At 65.7% G+C, this 21,303-nt stretch carries 14 protein-coding genes; 3 read left to right on the top strand and 11 right to left on the bottom strand.

Going from position 1 to position 21,303, the window contains the following annotated elements:
* Nucleotides 1-38 precede the first annotated feature (38 nt).
* Nucleotides 39-1,886: a hypothetical protein gene (locus tag GRI59_RS08640; protein ID WP_160760805.1), complete on the bottom strand. Its 1,848-nt coding sequence runs from the start codon at nucleotides 1,884-1,886 to the stop codon at nucleotides 39-41.
* A gap of 689 nt (nucleotides 1,887-2,575) precedes the next feature.
* Here GRI59_RS08640 and GRI59_RS08635 point away from each other — a divergent pair.
* Complete coding sequence (locus tag GRI59_RS08635; RefSeq protein ID WP_160760804.1) at nucleotides 2,576-3,514, top strand: YeeE/YedE thiosulfate transporter family protein; 939 nt, start codon at nucleotides 2,576-2,578, stop codon at nucleotides 3,512-3,514.
* Here GRI59_RS08635 and GRI59_RS08630 read toward each other — a convergent pair.
* From GRI59_RS08630 to GRI59_RS08620, 3 genes are all read right to left on the bottom strand, one after another.
* Nucleotides 3,511-4,266, bottom strand: a complete 756-nt coding sequence (locus GRI59_RS08630; protein WP_160761580.1) for a sulfite exporter TauE/SafE family protein — start codon at nucleotides 4,264-4,266, stop codon at nucleotides 3,511-3,513. The two genes, GRI59_RS08635 and GRI59_RS08630, sit on opposite strands and share 4 nt — an antisense overlap.
* Before the next feature lie 32 nt (nucleotides 4,267-4,298).
* The gene (secA, locus tag GRI59_RS08625; RefSeq protein WP_160760803.1) at nucleotides 4,299-7,061 is read right to left on the bottom strand and encodes a preprotein translocase subunit SecA; all 2,763 of its coding nucleotides are present in this window, start codon (nucleotides 7,059-7,061) and stop codon (nucleotides 4,299-4,301) included.
* Nucleotides 7,062-7,182: 121 nt separating this feature from the next.
* On the bottom strand, nucleotides 7,183-7,458 hold the full coding sequence (locus tag GRI59_RS08620) for a hypothetical protein (protein ID WP_160760802.1): 276 nt from the start codon (nucleotides 7,456-7,458) through the stop codon (nucleotides 7,183-7,185).
* Between the two features lie 87 nt (nucleotides 7,459-7,545).
* Between GRI59_RS08620 and argJ the strand changes: the two genes are divergently transcribed.
* Nucleotides 7,546-8,772 carry a bifunctional glutamate N-acetyltransferase/amino-acid acetyltransferase ArgJ gene (gene argJ, locus GRI59_RS08615; RefSeq protein ID WP_160760801.1) on the top strand — a complete coding sequence of 409 codons (1,227 nt, stop codon included), beginning with the start codon at nucleotides 7,546-7,548 and terminating at the stop codon, nucleotides 8,770-8,772.
* Between the two features lie 44 nt (nucleotides 8,773-8,816).
* The gene (locus tag GRI59_RS08610; RefSeq protein WP_160761579.1) at nucleotides 8,817-9,578 is read left to right on the top strand and encodes an inositol monophosphatase family protein; all 762 of its coding nucleotides are present in this window, start codon (nucleotides 8,817-8,819) and stop codon (nucleotides 9,576-9,578) included.
* Nucleotides 9,579-9,755: 177 nt separating this feature from the next.
* Here GRI59_RS08610 and trxA read toward each other — a convergent pair whose 3' ends face one another.
* The 7 genes from trxA to GRI59_RS08575 form a co-directional block, all read right to left on the bottom strand.
* Nucleotides 9,756-10,076 carry a thioredoxin gene (gene trxA / locus GRI59_RS08605; protein ID WP_101793476.1) on the bottom strand — a complete coding sequence of 107 codons (321 nt, stop codon included), beginning with the start codon at nucleotides 10,074-10,076 and terminating at the stop codon, nucleotides 9,756-9,758.
* Between the two features lie 70 nt (nucleotides 10,077-10,146).
* The gene (addA, locus tag GRI59_RS08600; protein ID WP_160760800.1) at nucleotides 10,147-13,674 is read right to left on the bottom strand and encodes a double-strand break repair helicase AddA; all 3,528 of its coding nucleotides are present in this window, start codon (nucleotides 13,672-13,674) and stop codon (nucleotides 10,147-10,149) included.
* Nucleotides 13,671-16,718, bottom strand: coding sequence for a PD-(D/E)XK nuclease family protein (locus tag GRI59_RS08595; RefSeq protein WP_160760799.1), 3,048 nt, complete (start codon nucleotides 16,716-16,718; stop codon nucleotides 13,671-13,673). The genes addA and GRI59_RS08595 overlap by 4 nt, the downstream gene beginning before the upstream one ends.
* Complete coding sequence (locus GRI59_RS08590) at nucleotides 16,711-17,427, bottom strand: nucleotidyltransferase family protein (protein ID WP_160760798.1); 717 nt, start codon at nucleotides 17,425-17,427, stop codon at nucleotides 16,711-16,713. The genes GRI59_RS08595 and GRI59_RS08590 overlap by 8 nt, the downstream gene beginning before the upstream one ends.
* Entirely contained in the window at nucleotides 17,424-18,413 is a 990-nt protein-coding gene (locus GRI59_RS08585) for an aminoglycoside phosphotransferase family protein (RefSeq protein WP_160760797.1), read from the bottom strand. Before GRI59_RS08585 ends, GRI59_RS08590 begins: the two co-directional genes overlap by 4 nt.
* Nucleotides 18,410-18,874: a tRNA (adenosine(37)-N6)-threonylcarbamoyltransferase complex ATPase subunit type 1 TsaE gene (gene tsaE / locus GRI59_RS08580; protein ID WP_160760796.1), complete on the bottom strand. Its 465-nt coding sequence runs from the start codon at nucleotides 18,872-18,874 to the stop codon at nucleotides 18,410-18,412. Before tsaE ends, GRI59_RS08585 begins: the two co-directional genes overlap by 4 nt.
* Complete coding sequence (locus GRI59_RS08575; protein ID WP_160760795.1) at nucleotides 18,871-21,231, bottom strand: PAS domain-containing sensor histidine kinase; 2,361 nt, start codon at nucleotides 21,229-21,231, stop codon at nucleotides 18,871-18,873. The genes tsaE and GRI59_RS08575 overlap by 4 nt, the downstream gene beginning before the upstream one ends.
* Nucleotides 21,232-21,303 lie beyond the last annotated feature (72 nt).

The following is a 21,303-nucleotide window of genomic DNA, read 5'->3' as shown; positions in this document are numbered from 1 at the left end:
TCGTCAATAAAGCGTGAAAAAGGCGTCAATCGCGCCCTTCAGGCACGGTTACTGGGCATCGGCAGCAGATCGGGCCAGCCATATTTCTCCCAAACGTCGGCCATGCCGATGCGCTGGGCGAAGGGGATGAATTCGGGATGTTGCCAAATCTGGCACATCGGATCGACCTTGGTCCAGATCGACATCAGGCAGGCAAGGTTCTGCAAGGTGATGCGCGTGCCAATGGTTTTGAACAGCATCTCGGCATAGCCCATGAACACCGCCGGCAGGGTGATGGCCTGATGCTCCTTGTCCTGCATCGACAGGTGCAGGAAATCGAGCGTGCGGCAATAGGCCTCGCGGTCTTCGGGCTTGCCGCTGCACACGCCCCTCGCAGCCACATCCCAATAGGCGTCGATCATCGCGGGCGGCATCGGCCCGGTACCACTGGGCGGCGGAATGCTGCTCGCAATCGCATAGCGCGACTGCTGGTAGGCTTCGACCGCACGTTCATGCTCGCCCGCTGCCGCTAGCGCGACCCCCAGCCACACGGACGGAAACCCCAGATCGACGCAGCGCTGCGCGTCTGCCACCGCAGCATCGATCCGGCCGAGATTAAGCTGCCCGGCAGATCGCACCATATAATGCCTGCCATCCGCCGGATCCCGGTCAATCGCCTGATCCAGAAACTCCATGCCCCGCCGGGTCAGCCCACAGAACAGCAGCAGCCCGCCGATCCGTACAGTTACGGCCGGATTGTTCGGCTCAACCTCATAGCCCTTGAACGCCAGATCGAGAGCGCCGACCATATTGTTGCGGGCGAATTCATGCAGCGCCAGCAGGCCATAAGCATGACCGAGACCGGGCTTGATCGCCAAGGCCTTGCGCACGCAGGCAGCCATCCGCATCGAAGCCTCACCCGGATCGTATCCGGCCAGATAGATCCCCATGCGCTGGTGCACATCGCCCAGCAGCACCCACGCTTCGGCAAAGTCGGGATCAATTGCGAGCGCTTGTTCCACCAGTTCGGCCGCGCGGGTCATCACCCCGTCCCCGAACAGCCGCGCATTGAGCGTGCGCCCTTGCAGATAGAGGTCATAGGCCTGCTTACTGTGCGTGAGATTGCCTACGACCGGCGGCTGGAGAGCAATGCCCAAGGCTGCCGCCAAAGCCTCGGTCACGCCGCGCGCGACGGCTTCCTGAAGTTCGAAGATGTCGTCCAGCACGCCGTCGAACCGGCTGCCCCAGAGCTCGAACCCGCTGGCCCCGTCCACCAGATGGACGTGGATGCGGACCTTCTCGCCCTGACGCTGCACCGATCCTTCGACCAGATGCGACACGCCCAGCGCCGCAGCGATCTGCGCGGGCGTCATGGTGCTGTCGCGGAAATGGAATGAGGATGTCCGTCCCGCCACCTGCAACCCTGCCACGCCGCTCAGGGCGGTGATCAGTTCATCGACCATGCCGTCGGTGAAGTAATCCTGTTCTCCCGAAGGCGACGCCGAACGAAATGGTAGAATGGCAACGCCGCGCCGATCTGCCGGACGGTCGATCAGGCGCGCGGGGATCGGGGGCCTATCGCCAATTGGGTTCGTCCGCTCGATCTCGGCCCGCCTGGCCGCTACCCAGTGTGCGAAGGGCTCGCCCAGATCGAACTCGACGAGAATCGGCCGGTCGGGCGCGGACACTTCACGCAGGTCGACCATGATCGCATCGGTTCGGATCGCCACGCTGCTACGGGTGACAAGCAGCACATCCCGACCCAACGGCGCGAGCACCTTGCCCAGATTGAGCAGGCATTGCCGCAGACTGGCCTTGGCTTGAGCGGGATAGCGGCCGGGCCAGAGCAGCTTGCGCAGCGTGTCGCGTTCAATCGGCTCTCCGGCCGAAAGGCACAAAATCGCCAATATGGCGCGCGCCCGCTTGTTGGAGATCAGGACCTCGCGACCATCAGGCTGATAAAGGCGAAAGGGCCCAATGAGAGAAGCGCGGGCCCGCTGCGCCCCGACCTCGCAACCCTGCACCTGATCGTTCGGCATCATGCCCGCAATTGCCCTCCCCCGATCACCGTCTTGAAGTCGATTGGACGCTATTGCAAACGCAAACACGGGGTGCCGGTAATCAACATCAGCCGCTCCGGCCCGCGCAATCCACCATGAGCCTGCTGGAACAGCGCGAAAGGGACTATGCGATGGGACTCGGGCACGATGTGGCGCGTCATGGTCAACTCTGTGCGCGTCACCATACGCACCATCGAACTGGTGGCGGGCCGCAAGAATCGGCGCGGATTAGTCCTTCGGTTTTCACATAGATCAGTTTACTGCTGCGCACCTCTCCCCGCCGTCAGGAGGCGCAAATGCCAGCGACTGATGAACCGACTCACCACAAGCCTGCTCGCTCAAAGTCGGCACGCAAAGCCGCAGAGGACAAGCTGGCTCAGGAATCGCTGGAGGCCAAGATCACGAAGCCAGATTCACCTGGCGGCGACGCGGTGTAGCGGCTTGGCGACGACGCGTGATGAGTTGCAACCCGGCTGCGCCTCTCGCTCGATCGCTGTAGATTGCCTTTAGTGCACCACCCGCTCGACATTGCGCCCGTGCCTCTCGCCGCAACTTTCGCTCTGCTGTTTCTGATCGGCTATTCCAGCCAGCGCAGCGGTGTCTGCATGATGCGAGCGGTGAGCGAGGTGATCGACCGGCGGCGCGTGCACCGGCTAGCGGGCTTTGCCTTGGCGGCGGCAAGCGCGATGCTGGTCATGGCGACGGCGGAAACGCTGGGCGCGCAGCCCTTTACCCTGATCCCCGGCGCCCCAGCAGACAGAAGCGCGATCGCCGGGGGTGTGCTGTTCGGGCTCGGCACGCTGCTCAGCGGGCATTGCGCAATGGGAACTCTGGCGGCGCTGACTGCGGGCGATCTGCCGCGGAGCGCAGCAATTGCGGCGATGTTTGCGGCCGCGCTGCTGCTCGGGCCAGAGATGTCGCAGGCCGCGCTGATGCTGCCGCCGCGCGGACTGGTGCTGTCACCCTTGGCAAGCAATCTGCCGGCGGCGCTGGCGATTGGCGGCGTGCTGGCGGTGCTGGCCGCGACCTATATCTACCGGCGGCTCGGCTGGAGGCAACCGCGCGGCGGGTGGTCGCCGCTGGTTGCGATGAGCCTGGTGGGGGCGGCATCGGGCCTCCTGTTCGCGCTCGACCGGCAGTGGGTCTATACCAGCCGCATCGCCGGGCTGGCCTATGGCACCATCCCGGCCGAGCCCGCCGCCTTTGCCGGGCCAGCGATCCTCATCCTTGGCATGACCGTCGCGGCACTTGTGGGCGGAACGTTCGAGTGGAAGCTCGGCACCGCGCGCGAGTGGTCGCGCGGCGCGGGCGGCGGCTTGCTGATGGGACTGGGCGCGACGCTGGTGCCAGGAGGTAATGACGCGATGCTGTTTACGGGCGTGCCGCTGCTGCTGCCCAATCTGTTGACCGGCTATGCCGCCTTTACCGCGACCTTGTTCATCGCGCTCATCTGGCGGCGGCGGCGCGCAGCTTAAACGCCCACCAGCAGGCGCACGCCGACTACCAGCACCAGCAGCGCGGTCAGCCAGCGGATCCAATGCGGCGGGAGCACGCGGGTCGCCATCAGGCTGCCCACCTGCCCGCCGATCACCACTGCAATCAGCAAGGGCAGCGCCGCGCCAATCGCCTGCCCGAACAGATCGGGGCCGTTCTTCACCATCTGGCCCGCCAGCCCGAACAGCGAATTGACGAGGATGAACAGGCTCGCCGTCGCCGCTATCCCGCGCGCTTCGTGCCAGCGTGCAAGATGCAGCAAGGGGCTGAGGAACACCCCGCCACCGATCCCGACCAGCCCGGCAAAATAGCCGAGCGGCGCGGCGGCGAGCGGCATCCACCGAGCAAACCGGGTCGCGGCACCTTTCGCATCCTCACGCACCGGCACCAGCATGAAGAGGCTCGTCAGAACCAGACTGGCTCCGAGCAGCGTCAGAAAGGTCGCCTCCTTGATCGGGGTCAGACCGCCAAGGAAGCTGGCCGGAGCGCCGAGCGCAACGATCACCAACGCCTTCTTCCACGGGGTCAGCCCCGCGCGGGCGAAGCGGATCGAGCCGCCCGTCACCACCACGATATTGCAGGCGAGCGAGACCAGCGGCAGCAGGCGGTAATCAAGGCCCGACAGCGCCAGCAGCGCCGAATAGGTCGACCCGCCGCCGAAGCCGACGCTGGCATAGAGCAGCGCGGTGACCAGGAAGGCGAGCGCCAGCAGCGCCGGAACCGCCCCGATCATCATCGCCTTCGCCTAAGCACCGCGCGCGCCGGTCAGACGTTCTGCGGTGCGCCAACCGCGCCGTGGCAATGCTTGTACTTGTTGCCCGATCCGCAGGGGCACGGTGCATTCCGGCTGATGTCGAGATTGGCATAAGGGTTGTCGGTGTTCGCCCCGCCCGGCCCGGTTGCCGCGCGCGGGCTTCCAGCGAGCGTGCCGAACAATTCGGGCCGCAGTTCCGACCCGTCGCCATCGGCCGAATTGTCCATGCCGGTGAAGGGATCGATGTGGCCGGTGAGGAAATCGGGCAGATCGGGCAGCGCCTGCATCGACGGCTGTTCGACACGCAGTTCCGAGCGGAACAGGATCTTGGTCACTTCCTCGCGCAGGGTTTCGAGCATCGTCTCGAACAGGGCAAAGGCTTCCTGCTTGTATTCGTTGATCGGCTGCTTCTGCGCGATGCCGCGCATCCAGATCACCTGACGCAGCGCGTCCAGCGTGGCGAGGTGTTCCTTCCAGTGGTGATCAAGCTGGCGCAGCAGCACGTCCTTTTCGACGATCCGCCAGATCGCGGGATCGGACGCGGCGATCTTTTCATCCATCATCGCGTCGGTCAGTTCGCGCAGGCGTTCCTCGATCAATTCAGGCTCGACCTCGTCCTCGGCAAGCCAGTCGTCGATCGGCGGGTTGAAGCCCAGCACCTCCTCGGCGCGGGTCTTGAGGCCGGTGACGTCCCATTGTTCGGGATAGGAGCCCGGGGGGCACGCGGTGCCAACAATGGCGTTGATCGTGTCATGCCGCATGTCGAGCACCACGTCGTCCACCGCCTCGCTGTCCATGATCTCGGAACGCTGTTCGTAGACCACCTTGCGCTGGTCGTTCATCACGTCGTCGTATTCCACCACCTGCTTGCGCATGTCGTAGTTGCGGGATTCGACCTTCTTCTGCGCGGTCTCGATCGCTTTCGACAGCCACTTGGAACCAATCGCCTCACCATCGGCGAGGTTCGATTTCATCATCTTCGAAAACAGCGTGTCGGGGCCGAAGATGCGCAGCAGATCATCCTCAAGGCACAGGTAGAAGCGCGACAGGCCGGGGTCGCCCTGGCGGCCCGAACGGCCGCGCAGCTGGTTGTCAATCCGGCGCGATTCGTGGCGTTCAGTACCGAGCACAAACAGGCCGCCGGCCGCCCTCACCCGATCCTTTTCCGCAGCCACTTCGGCCTTGATGCGGGCAATCGCTTCATCGCGCTCCGGCCCCTCGGGCATGTCGGCCAGTTCGTCGAGGATGCGGTATTCGATATTGCCGCCGAGCTGGATGTCGGTCCCGCGCCCGGCCATGTTAGTCGCGATGGTGACCGCGCCGAAGCGTCCGGCCTGCGCCACAATCCGGGCTTCCTGCTCGTGGAAGCGGGCGTTCAGCACCGAGTGGGTCACGCCTTCCTTGTCGAGATACTGGCTGAGCAGTTCGGATTTCTCGATCGAAACCGTGCCGACCAGCACCGGCTGACCGATTTCCTGCTTCTCCTTGATCGCCTTCGCGATGGCGCCGAACTTGTCGGCGATGTTCTTGTAGAACTCGTCTTCCTCGTCGATGCGGGCGACGGGCAAGTTGGTCGGGATTTCGACCACGCCGACCTTGTAGATGTCCCAGAATTCCGCCGCTTCGGTCGCCGCGGTGCCGGTCATGCCGGACAGCTTGGGGTACATGCGGAAATAGTTCTGGAAGGTGATCGAGGCGAGCGTCTGGTTCTCCGGCTCGATCCGCACGCCTTCCTTGGCCTCGACCGCCTGGTGCAACCCGTTCGACCAGCGGCGGCCATCCATCATACGGCCAGTGAATTCGTCGATGATAACGACCTTGCCGTCCTTGACGATGTAATCGGTATCACGCTTCCGCGCGAAATTGGCGACCAGCGCCTGATCAAGGTGGTGCACGACCTGCGTGTTCTCGACATCGTAGAGGTTGTCGGTGGCCAGCAGCTCTTTCTCGATCAGCAGCTGTTCAACCTGCTCCAGCCCGTCTTCAGTCAGCTGGACGCGCTTCACCTTCTCGTCGATGTCGAGCCATTCGACCGGGATTTCGCGCGCCACCTGATCGAGCGCGACGTAAAGCTCCGACTTGTCCTCGGTCGGCCCGGAGATGATTAGCGGCGTACGTGCTTCGTCGATCAGGATCGAGTCCACTTCATCGACAATCGCGAAGTTGAACGGCCGCTGCGCCATGGCGCTGCGTTCGTGCTTCATGTTGTCGCGCAGGTAATCGAAGCCGAATTCGTTGTTGGTGCCGTAGGTGATGTCGGCGTTGTAGGCGTCGCGCTTGTATTCCTCGGGCATTCCCGGGACGATCACGCCGACCGTGAGGCCAAGCCAGTTGTAAAGCTTGCCCATCTCGGCGGCGTCGCGCCGGGCGAGGTAATCGTTGACGGTGACAACGTGCACGCCCTTGCCTTCGAGCGCGTTGAGATACACCGCGAGCGTCGCCATCAGCGTCTTGCCTTCACCGGTGCGCATTTCGGCGATCTCGCCGCGGTGGAGGACGAGGCCGCCAATCAGCTGCACATCGAAGTGGCGCATCCCGAACACGCGCACCGAGGCTTCGCGCACAGTGGCGAAGGCTTCGGGCAGGATCTCATCAAGGCTCGCGCCCTTGTCGACCAGCGCGCGCAGCTTGACGGTCTGGTCCTGAAGCTCGGCATCGGTGAGCGCCTGAATCTGCGGCTCGAGCGCGTTGACCTGCGCGATCACCTTGCGCACGGACTTGATGTAGCGGTCATTCGACGAACCGAAGACCGACTTGATGATGTTATTCAACATAGGGGCAAACCTTTGATGCGGACGGCAGCCCGGCGTGCGGGCCCGAAACGGATAATGGGGAAAGAGCGCGCGGCCTTCAGGCCCGGCGCGCCGGAATCAATGCGGGAACGGAAAAACGCGCCTATTCGTAGGCGCGTTCGATACCCATCAGGACTGGCAAGCGCAGCGTTTCCGGCTTGGCCGGAGCGCGGCGCGGCGCTTCGATCGCGCGGGTGGCGCTGATCGTCGAGGGTGCAGGCTGCACGGCGACATGTTCGCCGCCAACCGCCTCATCGCCCGCCGCAGCAGTGATGCTGGACCCGCAAGCCAGCGCTTCAGCCAAAGACGCCTGCGCCGGGCCGCCAAGAGCGACAAGGCCTGTAAGCAGGGCCAGAAAGGCAAGAAAACGCCGGGTCATTGTGAGCATAGATAGGGAATCGCGCGCGTTTCGTCCACCTGATTTGCGGATTTACGCCGCCGCGTCGCCCGCCTAGAGGCGCTCGCCATGGATATCCAACGCTCGCCCCTCGCTCGCCCCTTCCCTGAACTGCCCTCCATCGCGGGCGTCACGCTGCGCGTTGCGCGTGCGCAGTACAAGACGTGGGACCGCTGCGACCTGACCTTTGCGGAGCTGGCCGAGGGCACGAGCGTCGCAGGCGTCTTCACCAAGAGCGCCTGTGCCTCGTCCGAGGTCGAACTGGGCCGCGAGGCGGTGAAGCAGGGCCGCGCGCGGGCGTTGATCGTCAATGCGGGCAATTCCAACGCCTTCACCGGCTGGCGCGGGCGTGAGGCGGTCGAGGCGATCCAGGCGCAGGTAAGCGCGGCATTGGGCTGCGGCGTGGACGAGGTGTTCGTCTCCTCTACCGGGGTAATCGGCGTGCCGCTGCCCAAGGACAAGGCGCGGGCCGGGATCGAAGCTGCTCTGGTGACGGAGCCCTGCGGCTGGGCGGATGCGACCAACGCGATCGGCACTACCGATACCTTCGCCAAGGGCGCTGGCGCCTCGGCGATGATCGGGGACACGCGGGTCGAACTCGCCGGGATCATCAAGGGCAGCGGCATGATCGCGCCCGACATGGCGACGATGCTCGGCTATATCTTCACCGATGCAAACGTGGCCCCCGCCTTCCTGCAAGAAGCGCTCGAACGCGCCAATGCGGCAACGTTTAGCTGCATAACGGTCGACGGCGATACCTCGACCAGCGACACGGTGATGGTGTTCGCTACGGCCAAGGCGGGCAATGCGCGGATCGAAAGCTGGGACAGCCCCGGCGCCGATGCCTTTGCGGCGGCGCTGGCTGATGTGTGCCGCCAGCTTGCCCAACTCGTGGTGCGCGACGGGGAAGGTGCTGCCAAGTTCATCACCATTCGCGTAAGCGGCGCGGCGAGCGATGACAGCGCACGCCGCGTGGGCCTCAGCATCGCCAACTCGCCGCTGGTGAAAACCGCGATTGCGGGTGAGGACGCGAACTGGGGCCGCGTGGTCATGGCTGTCGGCAAGGCGGGCGAGCCGGCGGATCGGGACAAGCTCTCAATCGCGTTCGGTGGGGTCTGGGCCGCGCGCAACGGCTTGCCGGTCGAAGGCTATGACGAAGCCCCGGTCGCTGCCCATCTGAAGGGCGAGGACATCGACATCGCCGTCGATCTCGGCCTCGGGGACGGGCGCGCGACGGTGTGGACCTGCGATCTCACCCACGGCTACATTGCCATCAACGCGGATTATCGTTCGTGAGCGCGTCCGGCCTGTCGGCCCTGGATGAGGAAATCCGCGATCTGATGCGGTTTGCGGCGCAGCGCTCGATGCTGCCGCGCTTCCGCCAACTGGCCGCGCACGAAGTTGAAATGAAGGGCGCTGACGATCCCGTCACTATCGTCGACCGCGAGGTCGAAGCCTTCCTGACCGAAGCGCTGACCAAGCTCGCCCCCGGCGTCGCGGTGGTGGGCGAGGAAGCGGTGCACGCCGACAAGAGCGTGCTCGATGACCTCTCCAGCCAATGCTGGATCATCGATCCGCTCGATGGAACGGCGAACTTCGCGGAAGGCAAGGAGCCGTTCGGCATCATCATCGCGCTTGCCGACGCGGGCCGCGCGGTCGCAGGGTGGATCTATGATCCGAACAAGGATCGCTTCTGCCACACCCGCGCGGGCGAAGGGGCCTTCGTCAATGGCGAGCGGATTGTGGCGCGCACCACCGGGCAGGATCGGCCCGTCTCCGCCGTCAGCCGCATTTTCCTTACCCCCGAACAATCGGCGATGGTCGATGCCAAGCTGGCGCCGCACTACACGCTGGTCGACATCCCGCGTTGTGCCGCCGAACAATACCCCCGCCTCGCGCTAGGCGAAAACGACGTCTCCAGCTTCAAGCGCACGCTGGCGTGGGATCACGCTGCGGGCATCCTGTGGCTCAACGAAGCGGGCGGCAAAGCCGCGCGGCTCGATGGCAGTGAATACCGGGTGGACGAGGCCGAAAAGCCGGGGCTCGTCGGCGCGTCCAGCCCGGCAATCTGGGACGAATTTGTCGCGCGAGTGCTGGGTTAAAACAGCTTTCCTACTTGCGCGCAGTTTGCCAGCCATGCGCACATGACCCGCAACGCCGCCCTGCCCGCCCCTGTCACGCCGTCCGGAATGGGGGCCGGTTCAGGGGCAGTTTTTCTGTTTCAGGACAGTGTCTCATGTGTCTCCAACAGGCCGGCAGATGCAGGCCCGGTTGACGACTCAGAGTTCGCTTTCGAGCCAGGCCTTGAGCTGCCCCTTGGGCGCTGCTCCAAGCTTGCGCGCAACCGCTTCGCCGTTCTTGAACAGCACCATCAGCGGGATCGACTGCACGCCCATCTGCGCGGCGATATCGGTGTTCTCCATGATGTCGATCTTGGCGATCTTCACCTGACCGGCGAGCTCGTCGCTGATCTCTTCCAGCGCAGGCGCGATCATCTTGCAGGGACCGCACCAGTCGGCCCAGAAATCCACCAGCACGGGGGTGTCGCTGTCCAGCACATCGGCCTGAAAGCTTGCATCGGTCACGTTGACGGTCGCCATTTCGAATTCTCCTTTGCCTACGACCATAAGAGCGCCGGTCATGTGAATGCAATCTAATGCGCAGGGCTGTTCACTCAATATCGAGCGGTAACAAGGATTGCTGCGCGGTCTGCAACGCGTTCTTGTGCGCCACTAGCGTTGCGGGGGGGAGATCGAACAGCACCGGGGCATGGGTATAGAGCACGCCAGCGCGCACTTCGCGGCCCGGATAGATCACCTCCAGCGCGGCGACATAGGCCGCCATCTGGCGCAGAGTCGCCAGCGGGATTGCGGCAGCACCGGTGGGCGGGCGGCGCGTGGTCTTGAAATCGACCACAGTGATGCGGGTCTGCTCGATCAACAGCCGGTCAACCGTGCCGGCCACGACCACGCCTTCAACTGTCGCTGCCAGCGGCACTTCGGCGAGCGCTTGGGGTGAGAAGATCGAGGCAAACTGCGGGTGATCGAGCACGCCCAGCGCGGCGGCCAGCATCTCATCCCGAAGCTCGGCGCCGAGATCGCCCGCCTGCCGTTCGAGCCAGCCCCGCGCCGCAGCCTCGCGGTCAGCCTCAGCGACATCGGGCAGCCGTTCGAGCAGCGTGTGGATCAGGCTGCCGCGCCGGGCCGCATGACGCGCGGCTTCTGGCGGGAGCGGCGGTGCGGCCCCGCCGTCCTCGCCTGCGCTCGACGGTGCCAGCGGGCGCGGTGGGCGGGGTTCGGGGCCAATCGGCGTGGTGATCCAGTGCGGCAGGGCGGGCGGCGGGGCTGCATCGGTGGTGGCATCCTCCGGCACCAGCGGTTCGGCCCGCTCACCCCATTCCTTGCGCCAAACCCAGACCGGATCGGTGATCTCCTCACCCTCGAACAGCGGCGCGAGGCGGGCGTACCAACTGTCGTCGTGGGGCACGCCCTTCTTCGCCTCGTTCTTGTTGAGAGACCCGCCGATGAACAGCGCCTCCTCCGCGCGGGTCAGCGCCACATAGAGCAAGCGCCAATGCTCCTGCAAAAGCGCGGCCTTCTTGGCTTCCTCGGCTTCGGCGATCCTGCCCTTCTTCTCGTCCTTGCCGAGCGGAGGCAGCGGCACTTCGCGCTTGCGATCACCCATCTGGCCGAGTGGATCGTCCTCCAGCACCAGATCGCCCGCCTCGCCCGGCGCGCCTGTGGCATCGGCGAGGATGACGATCGGCGCCTGAAGCCCTTTGGAGCCATGCACCGTCATCACCCGCACCTGCCCGGATGCGCTGTCGGAATCGCGCTTCAGGTCGCCCGTCCCGGCATCGAACCATGCGAGGAAACCCGACAGGCTCGGCCAATACTCGGCCTCATAGGCGAAGGCGGCGTTGATCAGCTCGTCGAGCGGATCATTGGCCTCGGCCCCCAGCCTCTCAACGAACCGCGCCCGACCCTGCCACGGGCCGGTCAGCAGCCACGCGATCAGCGCTTGCGGGGTCTGGTAGTCGGCGCGGCGCAGTAGGTCCCTTAGCTTCTCCGCCGTGGCGGCAACGGCAGGCGGTGCGTCCTTGCGCTTCAGATGATCCCACAGCCGCACCTTCTCGGGCCGCGGTACATATGCAAGGATATCATCCTGCCTCCACCCCACCAGCGGCGAGGCGAGCAGGTTGGCAAGGCTCAGATCATCTTGCGGTTGCGCCGCAAAGCGCAAGGCGGCGAGCACATCCTTTACCGCCAGCGGCGCACCGAGCCGCAGCCGGTCGACCCCCGCCACCGGCACGCCGCGCGCATAGAGCTTGGCGACGATCTGCGCGGCGAGTTCCTTTCTCTGACGCACGAGCACCATAATGTCGCCGGCCTGCGCATGGCGGCGAGTGCTCTTCGCGAGCACAAAGGGATCATCGGTCAGCCAGCGCTGCACCTGATCGGCGATGTTCTGCGCGAGCAACGTGTCGTGCTTGGGCAGCCAGTCGCGGTTCTCGCTGTCTTCGGCATCGTCCTCGTCTTCCTGCCCCTCGCCCTGCTTCGGTGCGACGGGCGGCCAAAGCGTAACAAGGCCGGGCCGCTCGGCGCCGACATGGGGCGCCGGTTCCTTATCCAACCCAAACTCGCCAAAGCCCAGCATCGCAATCATGCGGTTGACGAAGCCGAGCACGATATCGGCGGTGCGGAACGAGTGGCCGAGGTCGAGATCTTGCCAGCCCGGCTCTCGGCGATTGACACGGCCCTGCCGGATGCCCTGCTGCGCCGCGGTGATCCGGCCGTGCACCCGCTGCTTGGCGCGGGCGAAGTTCTCCGGACTGGTGCCCTGAAAGCCGAAGATCGCCTGCTTGTAATCGCCCACGGTGAAGATCGTGCGCAGTTTGTCCCCACGCGCGCCTTCGCCGCTGAAGAAGTCGTCGATCAGCGCTTCGACGATGTCCCATTGGCTGCGGTTGGTGTCTTGCGCTTCGTCGATCAGGACGTGGTCGAAATGGCGGTCGAGCTTGTAGCGGATCCAATCCGCCGCCTCTGACCGGTCGAGCAACGCGGCGGCTTTGCGGATCAAGTCGGAGAAATCGAGCAGCCCCTCGCGCGCCTTGCGGGCCTCCCAGCGGACAGCGAAGGCGCGGCCGATTTCGAGCGCCGAGGTCACGATTTCGGCGCAGGCGAGGAGCGAGCGGCGGTCTTCTGCAAGCACGAATGCATCGGCGACCGTTCTTTGCAGGTCGACGAAATCGGGATCGAACTTGGCAGCGTGCCTGAGGTTGCCGTTGGGAAGGAGGTCCCCATTCAGCACCCCGCCTACCAGACAGTCGATTGAACCGGCTCTCTCAAAATGTTCGAGCCGCAGCCAGCGTTCGATACCGGCGATTGCCTTGTCTCCCGACGCCTTGCCCCACTGCCGCAGCGCCGCAAGAATGCCGAGCAGCGCGTCATCAGGGAAGATATCGGGATGCAGCGGCTCGCTCGCCCAGACCTCGTCCGCATCCGCGGGAATGCCGAGTGTCTGACGCACTCGCCCGGCCATCGGCGATTGCCAACCGGCTGTCCCCTCCCACATGTCCTGCGCCTCGGCGGCGTGCATCAGCCACTTATGGAGCGCCGCGGGGTCCTTGCGCTTCGTGAACAGTTCGATGCCATCGAGCACCCGCATATCATTGGTACGCTCGGCCTCCTCGAATAGGTCGGTCAGCACCTCGCGGCTTAGCAGCTCGCGGCTGCGATCGTCGAGCACCCGCGTGCCGGGGGCGAGGTTCGCTTCCTCGGGGAAGTTGCCGATCAGGAACTGCGCAAAGGCGTGGATGGTGTCGATACGCAGGCCACCGCCAGGACAATCGAGCACGCTGGCAAACAGGCTGCGCGCGCGTTCCTGCGTGGCCGGATCAATGTCCGCACCGAGATAGCCGAGCTCCTTCGCCAACGTGACAGACGGCAGCCGCACCCAGCGCGCCAGCACCGCGTTGATACGGTTTGCCATCTCGGCCGCGCCAGCCTTGGTGAAAGTCAGACACAAGATCTGCGACGGCGCGACATCCTCGCGCAACAGCAACCGGAGCACGCGGGCGGACAGCACCTGCGTCTTGCCTGTCCCCGCCGAGGCCGAGAGCCAGACGTTGTCCTCTGGGTCCGCTGCCAGCAGCTGGTTGTCCATCAGCGGAAAGACGGAACCGTTTGCGCCGCTCATGTCTTGGGCTCCGGATCGGTCAGGCGGATCGCCCATTCCTCCAACCGCATAAGCTGGTCGTATTCGTTGTACCCTTTGTAGTCGGGATTCTCGCGCGCGATGAAGGGCTTGCTGCCCTTGATGAACAGCCGGATCGCTTCAGCCAGCCGGTCGGCGTGGAAGTTGAGATAATCCTCTTGGAGCAGACCCGTCTTTGCGCTGCCTTCCTTCACTGGGGTTTCCTGATAGCCGAAGCCGTCTTCCTTCTTCGCTTTGCCGAGCGACCAATATTCGAACCGGGTCGGCGTGCCCGTCACAACCTGCCCGGTCTTGTCGTTCGCGAACCGACCGGCCTGAGCGATCAACCCGAGCAGCCCCAATTGCATGGCATAGCCCGACGTCACCTGCTTCTTTGCAGGAGGTGCGCCGGTCTTGTAATCGACAATTGCGAGCGTCCCGTCAGCCAATCGGTCGATCCGGTCGGCACGGCCCATGACCGCCACACCTTCAAACACCATCTCACCCGAAATCTCGGTCGCGAGCACCGTGCGGCCCTTTTCGGCGGCATCTGCGGCGATCCATTGCTCGAACCGCTCAAGCGCGGCGATCAGACGGGGCTGCCATAGCGCGCGGAACAGCGGGTGGACTCGCTCGTCCTGGAAATAGCCGGCGGCAAAGGGGGCAAGCGCAAGGCCCGGATCGCTCGCCGTTGCCCTGTGCCATTGGTCGAGGAGATCGTGCACCAACGTGCCGCGCAGTGCCGGATCGCTGAAGGGATCGGCGGCGAGCGGTTGCAGTTGGCGAAGATCGAGGATCGCCTGCGCGTAGAACTGGTAGGGATCGCCGAGCAACCGATCGAGCGCGGTAACCTTGATCGTCACATCGCGCAGAGCGGACGAAGGATCGGGAGCGGGGCGCGGGTATTCGGGGGCGGGCGAACGCAGGCGGTCGAGATGCGGCAGCAGCGCCGGGATCGCGCGCTCACGGTGCTCCTTGTCGAGATCATCGCCGAGCAGTGCTTCGACGCGCAGCAGGAACCGCGAGGGTAGCGTCGGCCCCTCGGCATCGCGCAGGCTCCGGCTGAGCACCACTTCAGGCGCGCCCATCGCGCCGGCCAAATCATGCGCGGCGAGGCCGATGCGGAACTCCGCCCCCGGCACGCCGAGCGCGCGCAGGATCGCAGGCGCCAGCAGCGCGTCGGCACCAGGCGGCTGCGGCCATGAGCCTTCGTTGAGCCCCCCGCAAATCACCAGATCGGCCCGCGCCATGCGCGCTTCGAGCAAGCCGTAGATTGCCACGCGCGGATGGCCGCCATAGCCGGGACGCACCGCGACCGCTTCCATCGCATCGCGCAAGATTCCGGCCAGATCGGCAGTCTCGACCAGAGTGCCTGCCGCTTCGGCCTGCCCGCGCAATTCCTCGATTAGGGTGCCGAGCGCGCGCCCGTCCTCGCGCTCCCAGACCAGCGTCTGGGCGAAACCCTCGGCAGCGTCCGAGAGCCGGGTCAGCGCGTCGGCCAAGGGTATCTCGCGCGGCCAGTCGAGCAGCGGCGCGAGCAATTGTTCCGCTTCGGCCCACCACTCGGCGACCTCCGCTTTGGCTGCGGCCTTGCGCAATGGCTCCATACCGGGCGCGGGCGCTGGACCACGCAGGCGGCGATCGAAGGCACGCAGGCCCTTGAGCCAATCGCGCCGCGCCCCGCCATCGTGACCGCGCACCAGTGGATGCCCGAAAGCGGCGACAAGATTGGCCGGATCAGGTCCGTTCGCCGCCACCTCCGCCAGCAGGCCGAACAATCGTCCGGCCGGGGTCAGCGCAAGCGGCCGACCAGCGGTGTCGTCAGCCGCGATGTTCCAGCGTTCGCAATGCTGCGCCACTCGCCGCGCCAAGCCGCGGTTGGCGGTGATCACGGCGATGCGCTTTTCCGGCTGTTCCAGCGCCTCACGCACCAGGAGCGCGATCGCCTGCGCTTCTTCCTCGATAGTGGCGCTGGCGAGCAGGCGCACGCCTGACAGCCGCCGCCGGTCAGCATTGAGGTCGATCCACGCGCGGCTCGCCTGCGGAGGCAGGAACAGCGAAGAAATCGCCCGGCTGCGCGCCGGTTCCGCCGCCGCAATCCCGCGCCGGTGCCACGGCTGCACCTCGGCGCGGTTCACACCCATTCGGTTCAGCAGCAACTTGAGGTGATATTGCGGATGGCTGAGCGCGTCACCCGAAGCGAATACCGGCCCACCCGGTTCCTCGGATGCGCCGGCAAGGCCAAGCTCCGCCCACGCCGCATCGTCCATCCCCAGATCGAGATCGGGCAGCACCACCGCGCCTTCCGGCAATTCTGCCACGACCTTCAGCAACCGCGCAAGTGCAGGCGCAGCGCTCGTCACCCCTGCGGCAACGATCGGATACGGCGGCGGGGTCTCACGCCAGCGGCGGGCGGCGCGGTCGAACAGCAGGTTGCGGCGGGTCGCAGCGTCAACCTCACCCCGCTCCGCCAGTTCCACCTGCCAGCGCGTATTGACCCTCGCAAACAGACGGATCGCTCGCTTCCAGTGTTCCGCGAGATTGCCAAGCTGATCGAGCACCGGATCGGCCCACAGCTCCTCGGGGGGCTTTTCCTCGACCAGCAGCCGGTCCATCGTCCGCGCCATCTCGCGCGCGAGATTCAGCCGCGCACGGCCCGGCAGCGGCTCCGTGCCCTCGGCTTCGCGCTCCTCAGCAATCAGCCGGTCGAGCGTCAGCCAGCGCGCCACCGGATCGCAGGCCGGAGGAATATCCGCCGCCCCCAGCGGATCGAGCGCCGCACCCAGCTTTTCATCGAGATCGAGATCGCCCACCGCAATCATGCGCGGCATCAGCACGCCGCCCTCGCCTGTATCCCCAGCGTGGCGGATGAAAGCTTCGGACAGGGTACGCGCGGCGCGGCTCGACGGCACCAGCAGAGTGAGACGCGCCAACCCGAAACCTGGCTCGCGGTACCGCGGCACCAGGCCTGCCACCAGGGCATCGGCAAAACCGCGATGCGCGGCTATGGAATAGACCAGCGGGCCGATGTGGCGCGGTTCAGCCACCCTGCAGCGCCTCCTCGGTCGGGCGGATTGCTTGCGGCGTGCCGACTTCGAACCACAGCCCGGTGAAGCTGAGACCGTAAAGCCGCCCCTCCTCCATCGCCCGGTTCCAGAGGATGTTGGTCGAGAATGGACCCTCGGGCGCGTCGCGCATCAGGCGGTGGCTGACCAGCTGAATGCCGGTGTAAATGAACGGCGCAATCCGCCCATCGCGGCGGCGCGAGAGGCGGCCGAGCGGGTCCATATGGAAATCGCCGGTGCCGTTGAAATTGGCCGCTCGCGCGTGCGGCACGACCAGCAGCAGCGCGTCCATGGCTTCGGGATCCCAGCGACGCGACAGGTCGTGGAACGCACTCTTGGGCCCATCCAGCCAAATATTGTCAGCGTTGAGAGCAAAGAACGGGTCGGGCAGTTGGCTGAGTACCTTCACCATCCCGCCTCCGGTTTCGAGCAGTTGCGCGCGCTCGTCCGACACAGTCACATTGGGCACGGCGCGAGCGAGCACATGGGCTTCAAGCGCGTCGGCGAGGTAGTGGACGTTCACCACCGCCTTGGCCACGCCCGCTTCGGCCAGCCGGTCGAGCGCGTGGTCGATCAACGCCTTGCCTGCCACCCGCACCAGTGGCTTGGGCTGGCTTGCAGTCAGTGGCCGCATCCGCTTGCCGAGGCCAGCGGCGAGGATCATCGCGGTATCGGATGCGAGCTTCGTCATGCGGCGAAAGCGCCGTTCGCAGCGCGCAGTTCAGCCGGGATATTGGCATCGAACCAGCGCGCAACGGGTGCCAGCGCTGGATGCGCCAGATCGCGCTCCATCGCCGCCCAGACGCGCGGGATCATGGCGAGGTATTTGGGCTTACCGTCACGCCGGTCGAGCCGGGTGAAGATGCCGACGATCTTGGCATTCCGCTGTGCGCCAAGTCGGGCATAGTCGGCGAGGAAATCATCGCCGCTGACGCCCGCCGCCGTGCAGTAGTGCGTGAGCATCGCTGCTTCCAGCGCCTCAGACACATCGCGCCGCGCGTCCTGAAGCAGCGAGACAAGATCATAGGCCGGGTGGCCCACCAGCGCGTCCTGAAAATCGATCAGGCCCTGCGGCGCGGTCGCTCTGCCGCCCAGCAGCATGATGTTCTCGGCATGATAATCGCGCAGCACCGTCACACCAGGGTTCTGGCGGGCGAGCAGCGGTGCGAGGGTTTCCTCCCAAGCGGCGGCATAGCCCGCTGCATCCACCGTAAGGCCCTGCGCAGGGCAATACCACTCGGTCAGCAGCGCCGCCTCGCGGGCATAAACCGCCATGTCGTAAGCCGGAAACGGCCCCGGCGGCACGCGGTGGAGCGCGGCCAGCGCCTCGACCGCGGCTTCGTAAGCGGCGCGCTCGTCCGCAGGGTTCAGTTCGAGCCAGTCGCGCATCCGGTCATTGCCGAAATCCTCGGTGAGCACCCAGCCTTGGGCCGCGTCCTCGGCGAGGATGGCAGGGCCGCGCATCCCATGCGCGTTCAGCCAATGGGCAACGTGGAGGAACGGCGCGGGGTCTTCGTGCGGCGGAGGGGCGTGCATCAGCATGGCTGTTCCACTGCCCGCTAGCGTCAGGCGGAAATACCGCCGGAACGAGGCATCGCCCGGCAGCGGGTCGATATCCGCGCCCTCCCATCCAGCGTGGGCGACGAATTCGGCAAGGCCTTGGGGAAGCGGGTTCATGGCATCCGCCCTACCCAATCCGCACCGCCGCGGGCAATCGCAATCCGGCCGCCTTCCCCGCTTTCTCCCACCGGTTCCAGCGTGATCGACAGGCATCCCGGTTCATGGGCGAAGCCGCCCGCATGATCCGGCCATTCCGCGAGCAGCACCGCACCCTCGCGGTAGTCATCGAGGCCAATTTCAGCGAGTTCGGCAGGATCTTTCAAACGGTAGAAATCGGCATGCACAGCCGCGAGCCTGAGCGGCGGCGAATCGTAAGTCTCGATGATAGTGAACGTCGGCGACGGCACTTCGCCTTCATGTCCCAGCGAAGCCAGTATCGCGCGCGCGAGCGTCGTTTTGCCCGCCCCCAACCCGCCGGTCAACGCAACCACATCGCCCGCGCGTAGCCGCCCGGCAATCGCTGCGCCGTAGGCAGCCATAGAGGCCAAGTCGGGGAGGCTAGACCGGGTTTCGGTCACGGAAGGCGGATCGTCGCAGTGGTGCCCGCGCCCTTGCGGCTGACGATCTCAAGCGTCCCATCATGCGCAGCGATCAGCTGCCGGGCGAGCGGGATGCCCAGCCCCGTGCGGCGTTCCGGAGCGCCTTCGCCGGCGGGTTTCACCCCACCCTGCGCACGAGCGAGTTCCTTCGAAGTCATGCCCCGGCCATTATCGGCGATGCTGATCTCTACCCCCCACTCGGTGCCCTCGGGCGCTCTGCGGATCTCGATCACGATCCGGCCGCCTTCCGGCGTGCCGACCACAGCATTGTCGAGCAGGTTGCCGATTGCACGGCCCATCTGGCGCGGATCGGCCTCAATCACCCGACCGCGGCGGCCCTTGAGATCGAGGCTCAGCCCGGCTGCGACAATCGCTGTTTCACGATCGCGCACCAGAGTCGTGAGGAAGTCGAGAAGGTCGAGGCGTTCCTTGCGGATCGGCAGCAGCCCCGCCTCGCTCTGCGACAGGTCGAGCACGTTTTCGACCTGTTCCGTCAGGCGCTCGACTGCGCTGAGGATCGCATCGACATATTCGCCCGCCGCCTCGGGATCAGCCGCCGCGCCGCTTTTCAACAGTTCGGCATAACCGCCGATGGTGGTGAGCGGCGTGCGGAATTCGTAGCTCATGTTGGCGAGGAACTTGGCCTTGACCGCGTCAGCCTCCTCCAGCGCTTCGGCCCGTTCGCGCAGGGCCTGTTCGGCTTTCTGCGATGCGGTGATGTCGAGCACGGTCAGCAGGCCGTTGCCATCCGGCAGCGGTATCCCGGCAAAGCGCAGCGTGCGGCCATCGGCCAGATCGACCTGCCCGCCCTTCTCTCGCCGGTCGAGCGTCGCGGCGCGCACGGCAGCCCCGATCAGCCCAGCTTCTTCGGGTTTCACCAGATTGCGCCCGATCGCGCTGAGCAATTCATCGGCGCTCGGGTGCAGATCAAGCAGTTCTGGCGTGAGGCCCCAAGTGCCGGCAAAGCTGCGGTTCCAGAGCTGCACCGAGCCATCCGGCGCGAAGATCGCCAAGGCTTCAAACAGGCTGTCGAGCGTGGCGGTACGAGTCCGCAGCAGCGTGTCGCGCACGGCGGAAAGCGCGAGGCTTTCGGTGCGATCCTCGGTGATCAGGATGAGGCCCCCATCCGGCATCGGCTGAGCGACGACGCGCAAATGGGTGCCGCCGGGCAGCGGCCAGGCTTCTTCCTGCGTATCCTGCATCCCGAACCAGCCAGTGCGCTCTCGCCGCCACTCGGGGAAATCGCGCACTTCGGGCGTGCGCCCACGCTCACGCGCTTCGGCGAGGAAGCGTTCGAATGGCGTATGGGCCTCGATCGCATCTTCTGCGAGACTAAACAGGCGGCGGAACGGGCGGTTGGCAAAGGTCAGACGCTCGTCGCCGTCGAACAGGGCGACGCCGACCGACAGCTGGTCGAGCAGTGCGCGCTGCGCATCGCGGAAGGCGCGGAATTCGCGCGCGACCTGCTGCTGTTCCTCGATGTCGATGGCGTAGCCTGCAACCCCCTCCAGCCCGAGGGGGAGGTCGCTGACCCGCAGCGTCCGGCGCGCGCCGTGGATGGTCGCGGCGATGATGCGTTCGGACTTTGCCTGACTGGTCAGCGTGGCGCGGGCGATATCGGCGGGTGAGCGGCCTTCATCGGGCTCGAGCAGTTCGATTTGGCTCTGCACCACTTCGGCCGCCGTGCTCGCGCCAACGGCATCAACATAGGCTTGGTTGACGAGTTGCAGCGTGAGATCGGAACCGCGGAACCACATCGGCATGGGCGCGGCCTCGATCAAGCCGACGAGCGCAGCAAAATCCCCGGTAGCCCGCGCAGCAGCCGCGCGCAGACGGGCCATTTCGGAATGGCTTTCGGTAAAGTCGAAAACCCACACCAGCGCGGCCCCACCGGGCGAGACCTGCGGATCGGCGAGCGTCCCGTAGAGCGCGAGGCTACGCTGCGCACCGGGCAGGTTGATGGCCATGCGGAAAGGCGCGGCGCTTTTCTGGGTAGTCTGGATCCGGGACCAAAGCTGGTCGAGCTGTGCCTGCGCAAGTCCGCCGCCCTTGGGATTGCCCGCTGGCGCGGCAAGTTCGCTGAGATATTTGGGCATCGCTGCTAGGCCCAACATCCGGGCCAGCTTTTCAGGTGCCTCGATACGCCCGTCCACTCGCACCAACAGCGGCAAGGCCGGCGCGACATCGAGCAGCGTCTGCATCCGCTTCAGGCTGGTGCGCATCGCCTTGGCGCGCTTGACGCTCTGATTCGCACGCAGCACGACCATTGCCGCACCCACCGCCCAAGCGGCAAGCACGAGCGCGATCAGCACCAATGAAAGGGGCGAGAAGTCCATCGCTCAACCGCTATGCGCGTGCGCGCGGGAGCGCAACGGGGATGAACCTGTGCGCCCCCGAACCGCTTGAAA

Source organism: Erythrobacter ramosus (assembly GCF_009828055.1).
Lineage (GTDB): Bacteria > Pseudomonadota > Alphaproteobacteria > Sphingomonadales > Sphingomonadaceae > Erythrobacter > Erythrobacter ramosus.
This window is presented reverse-complemented; position numbering and strand designations above follow the sequence as displayed.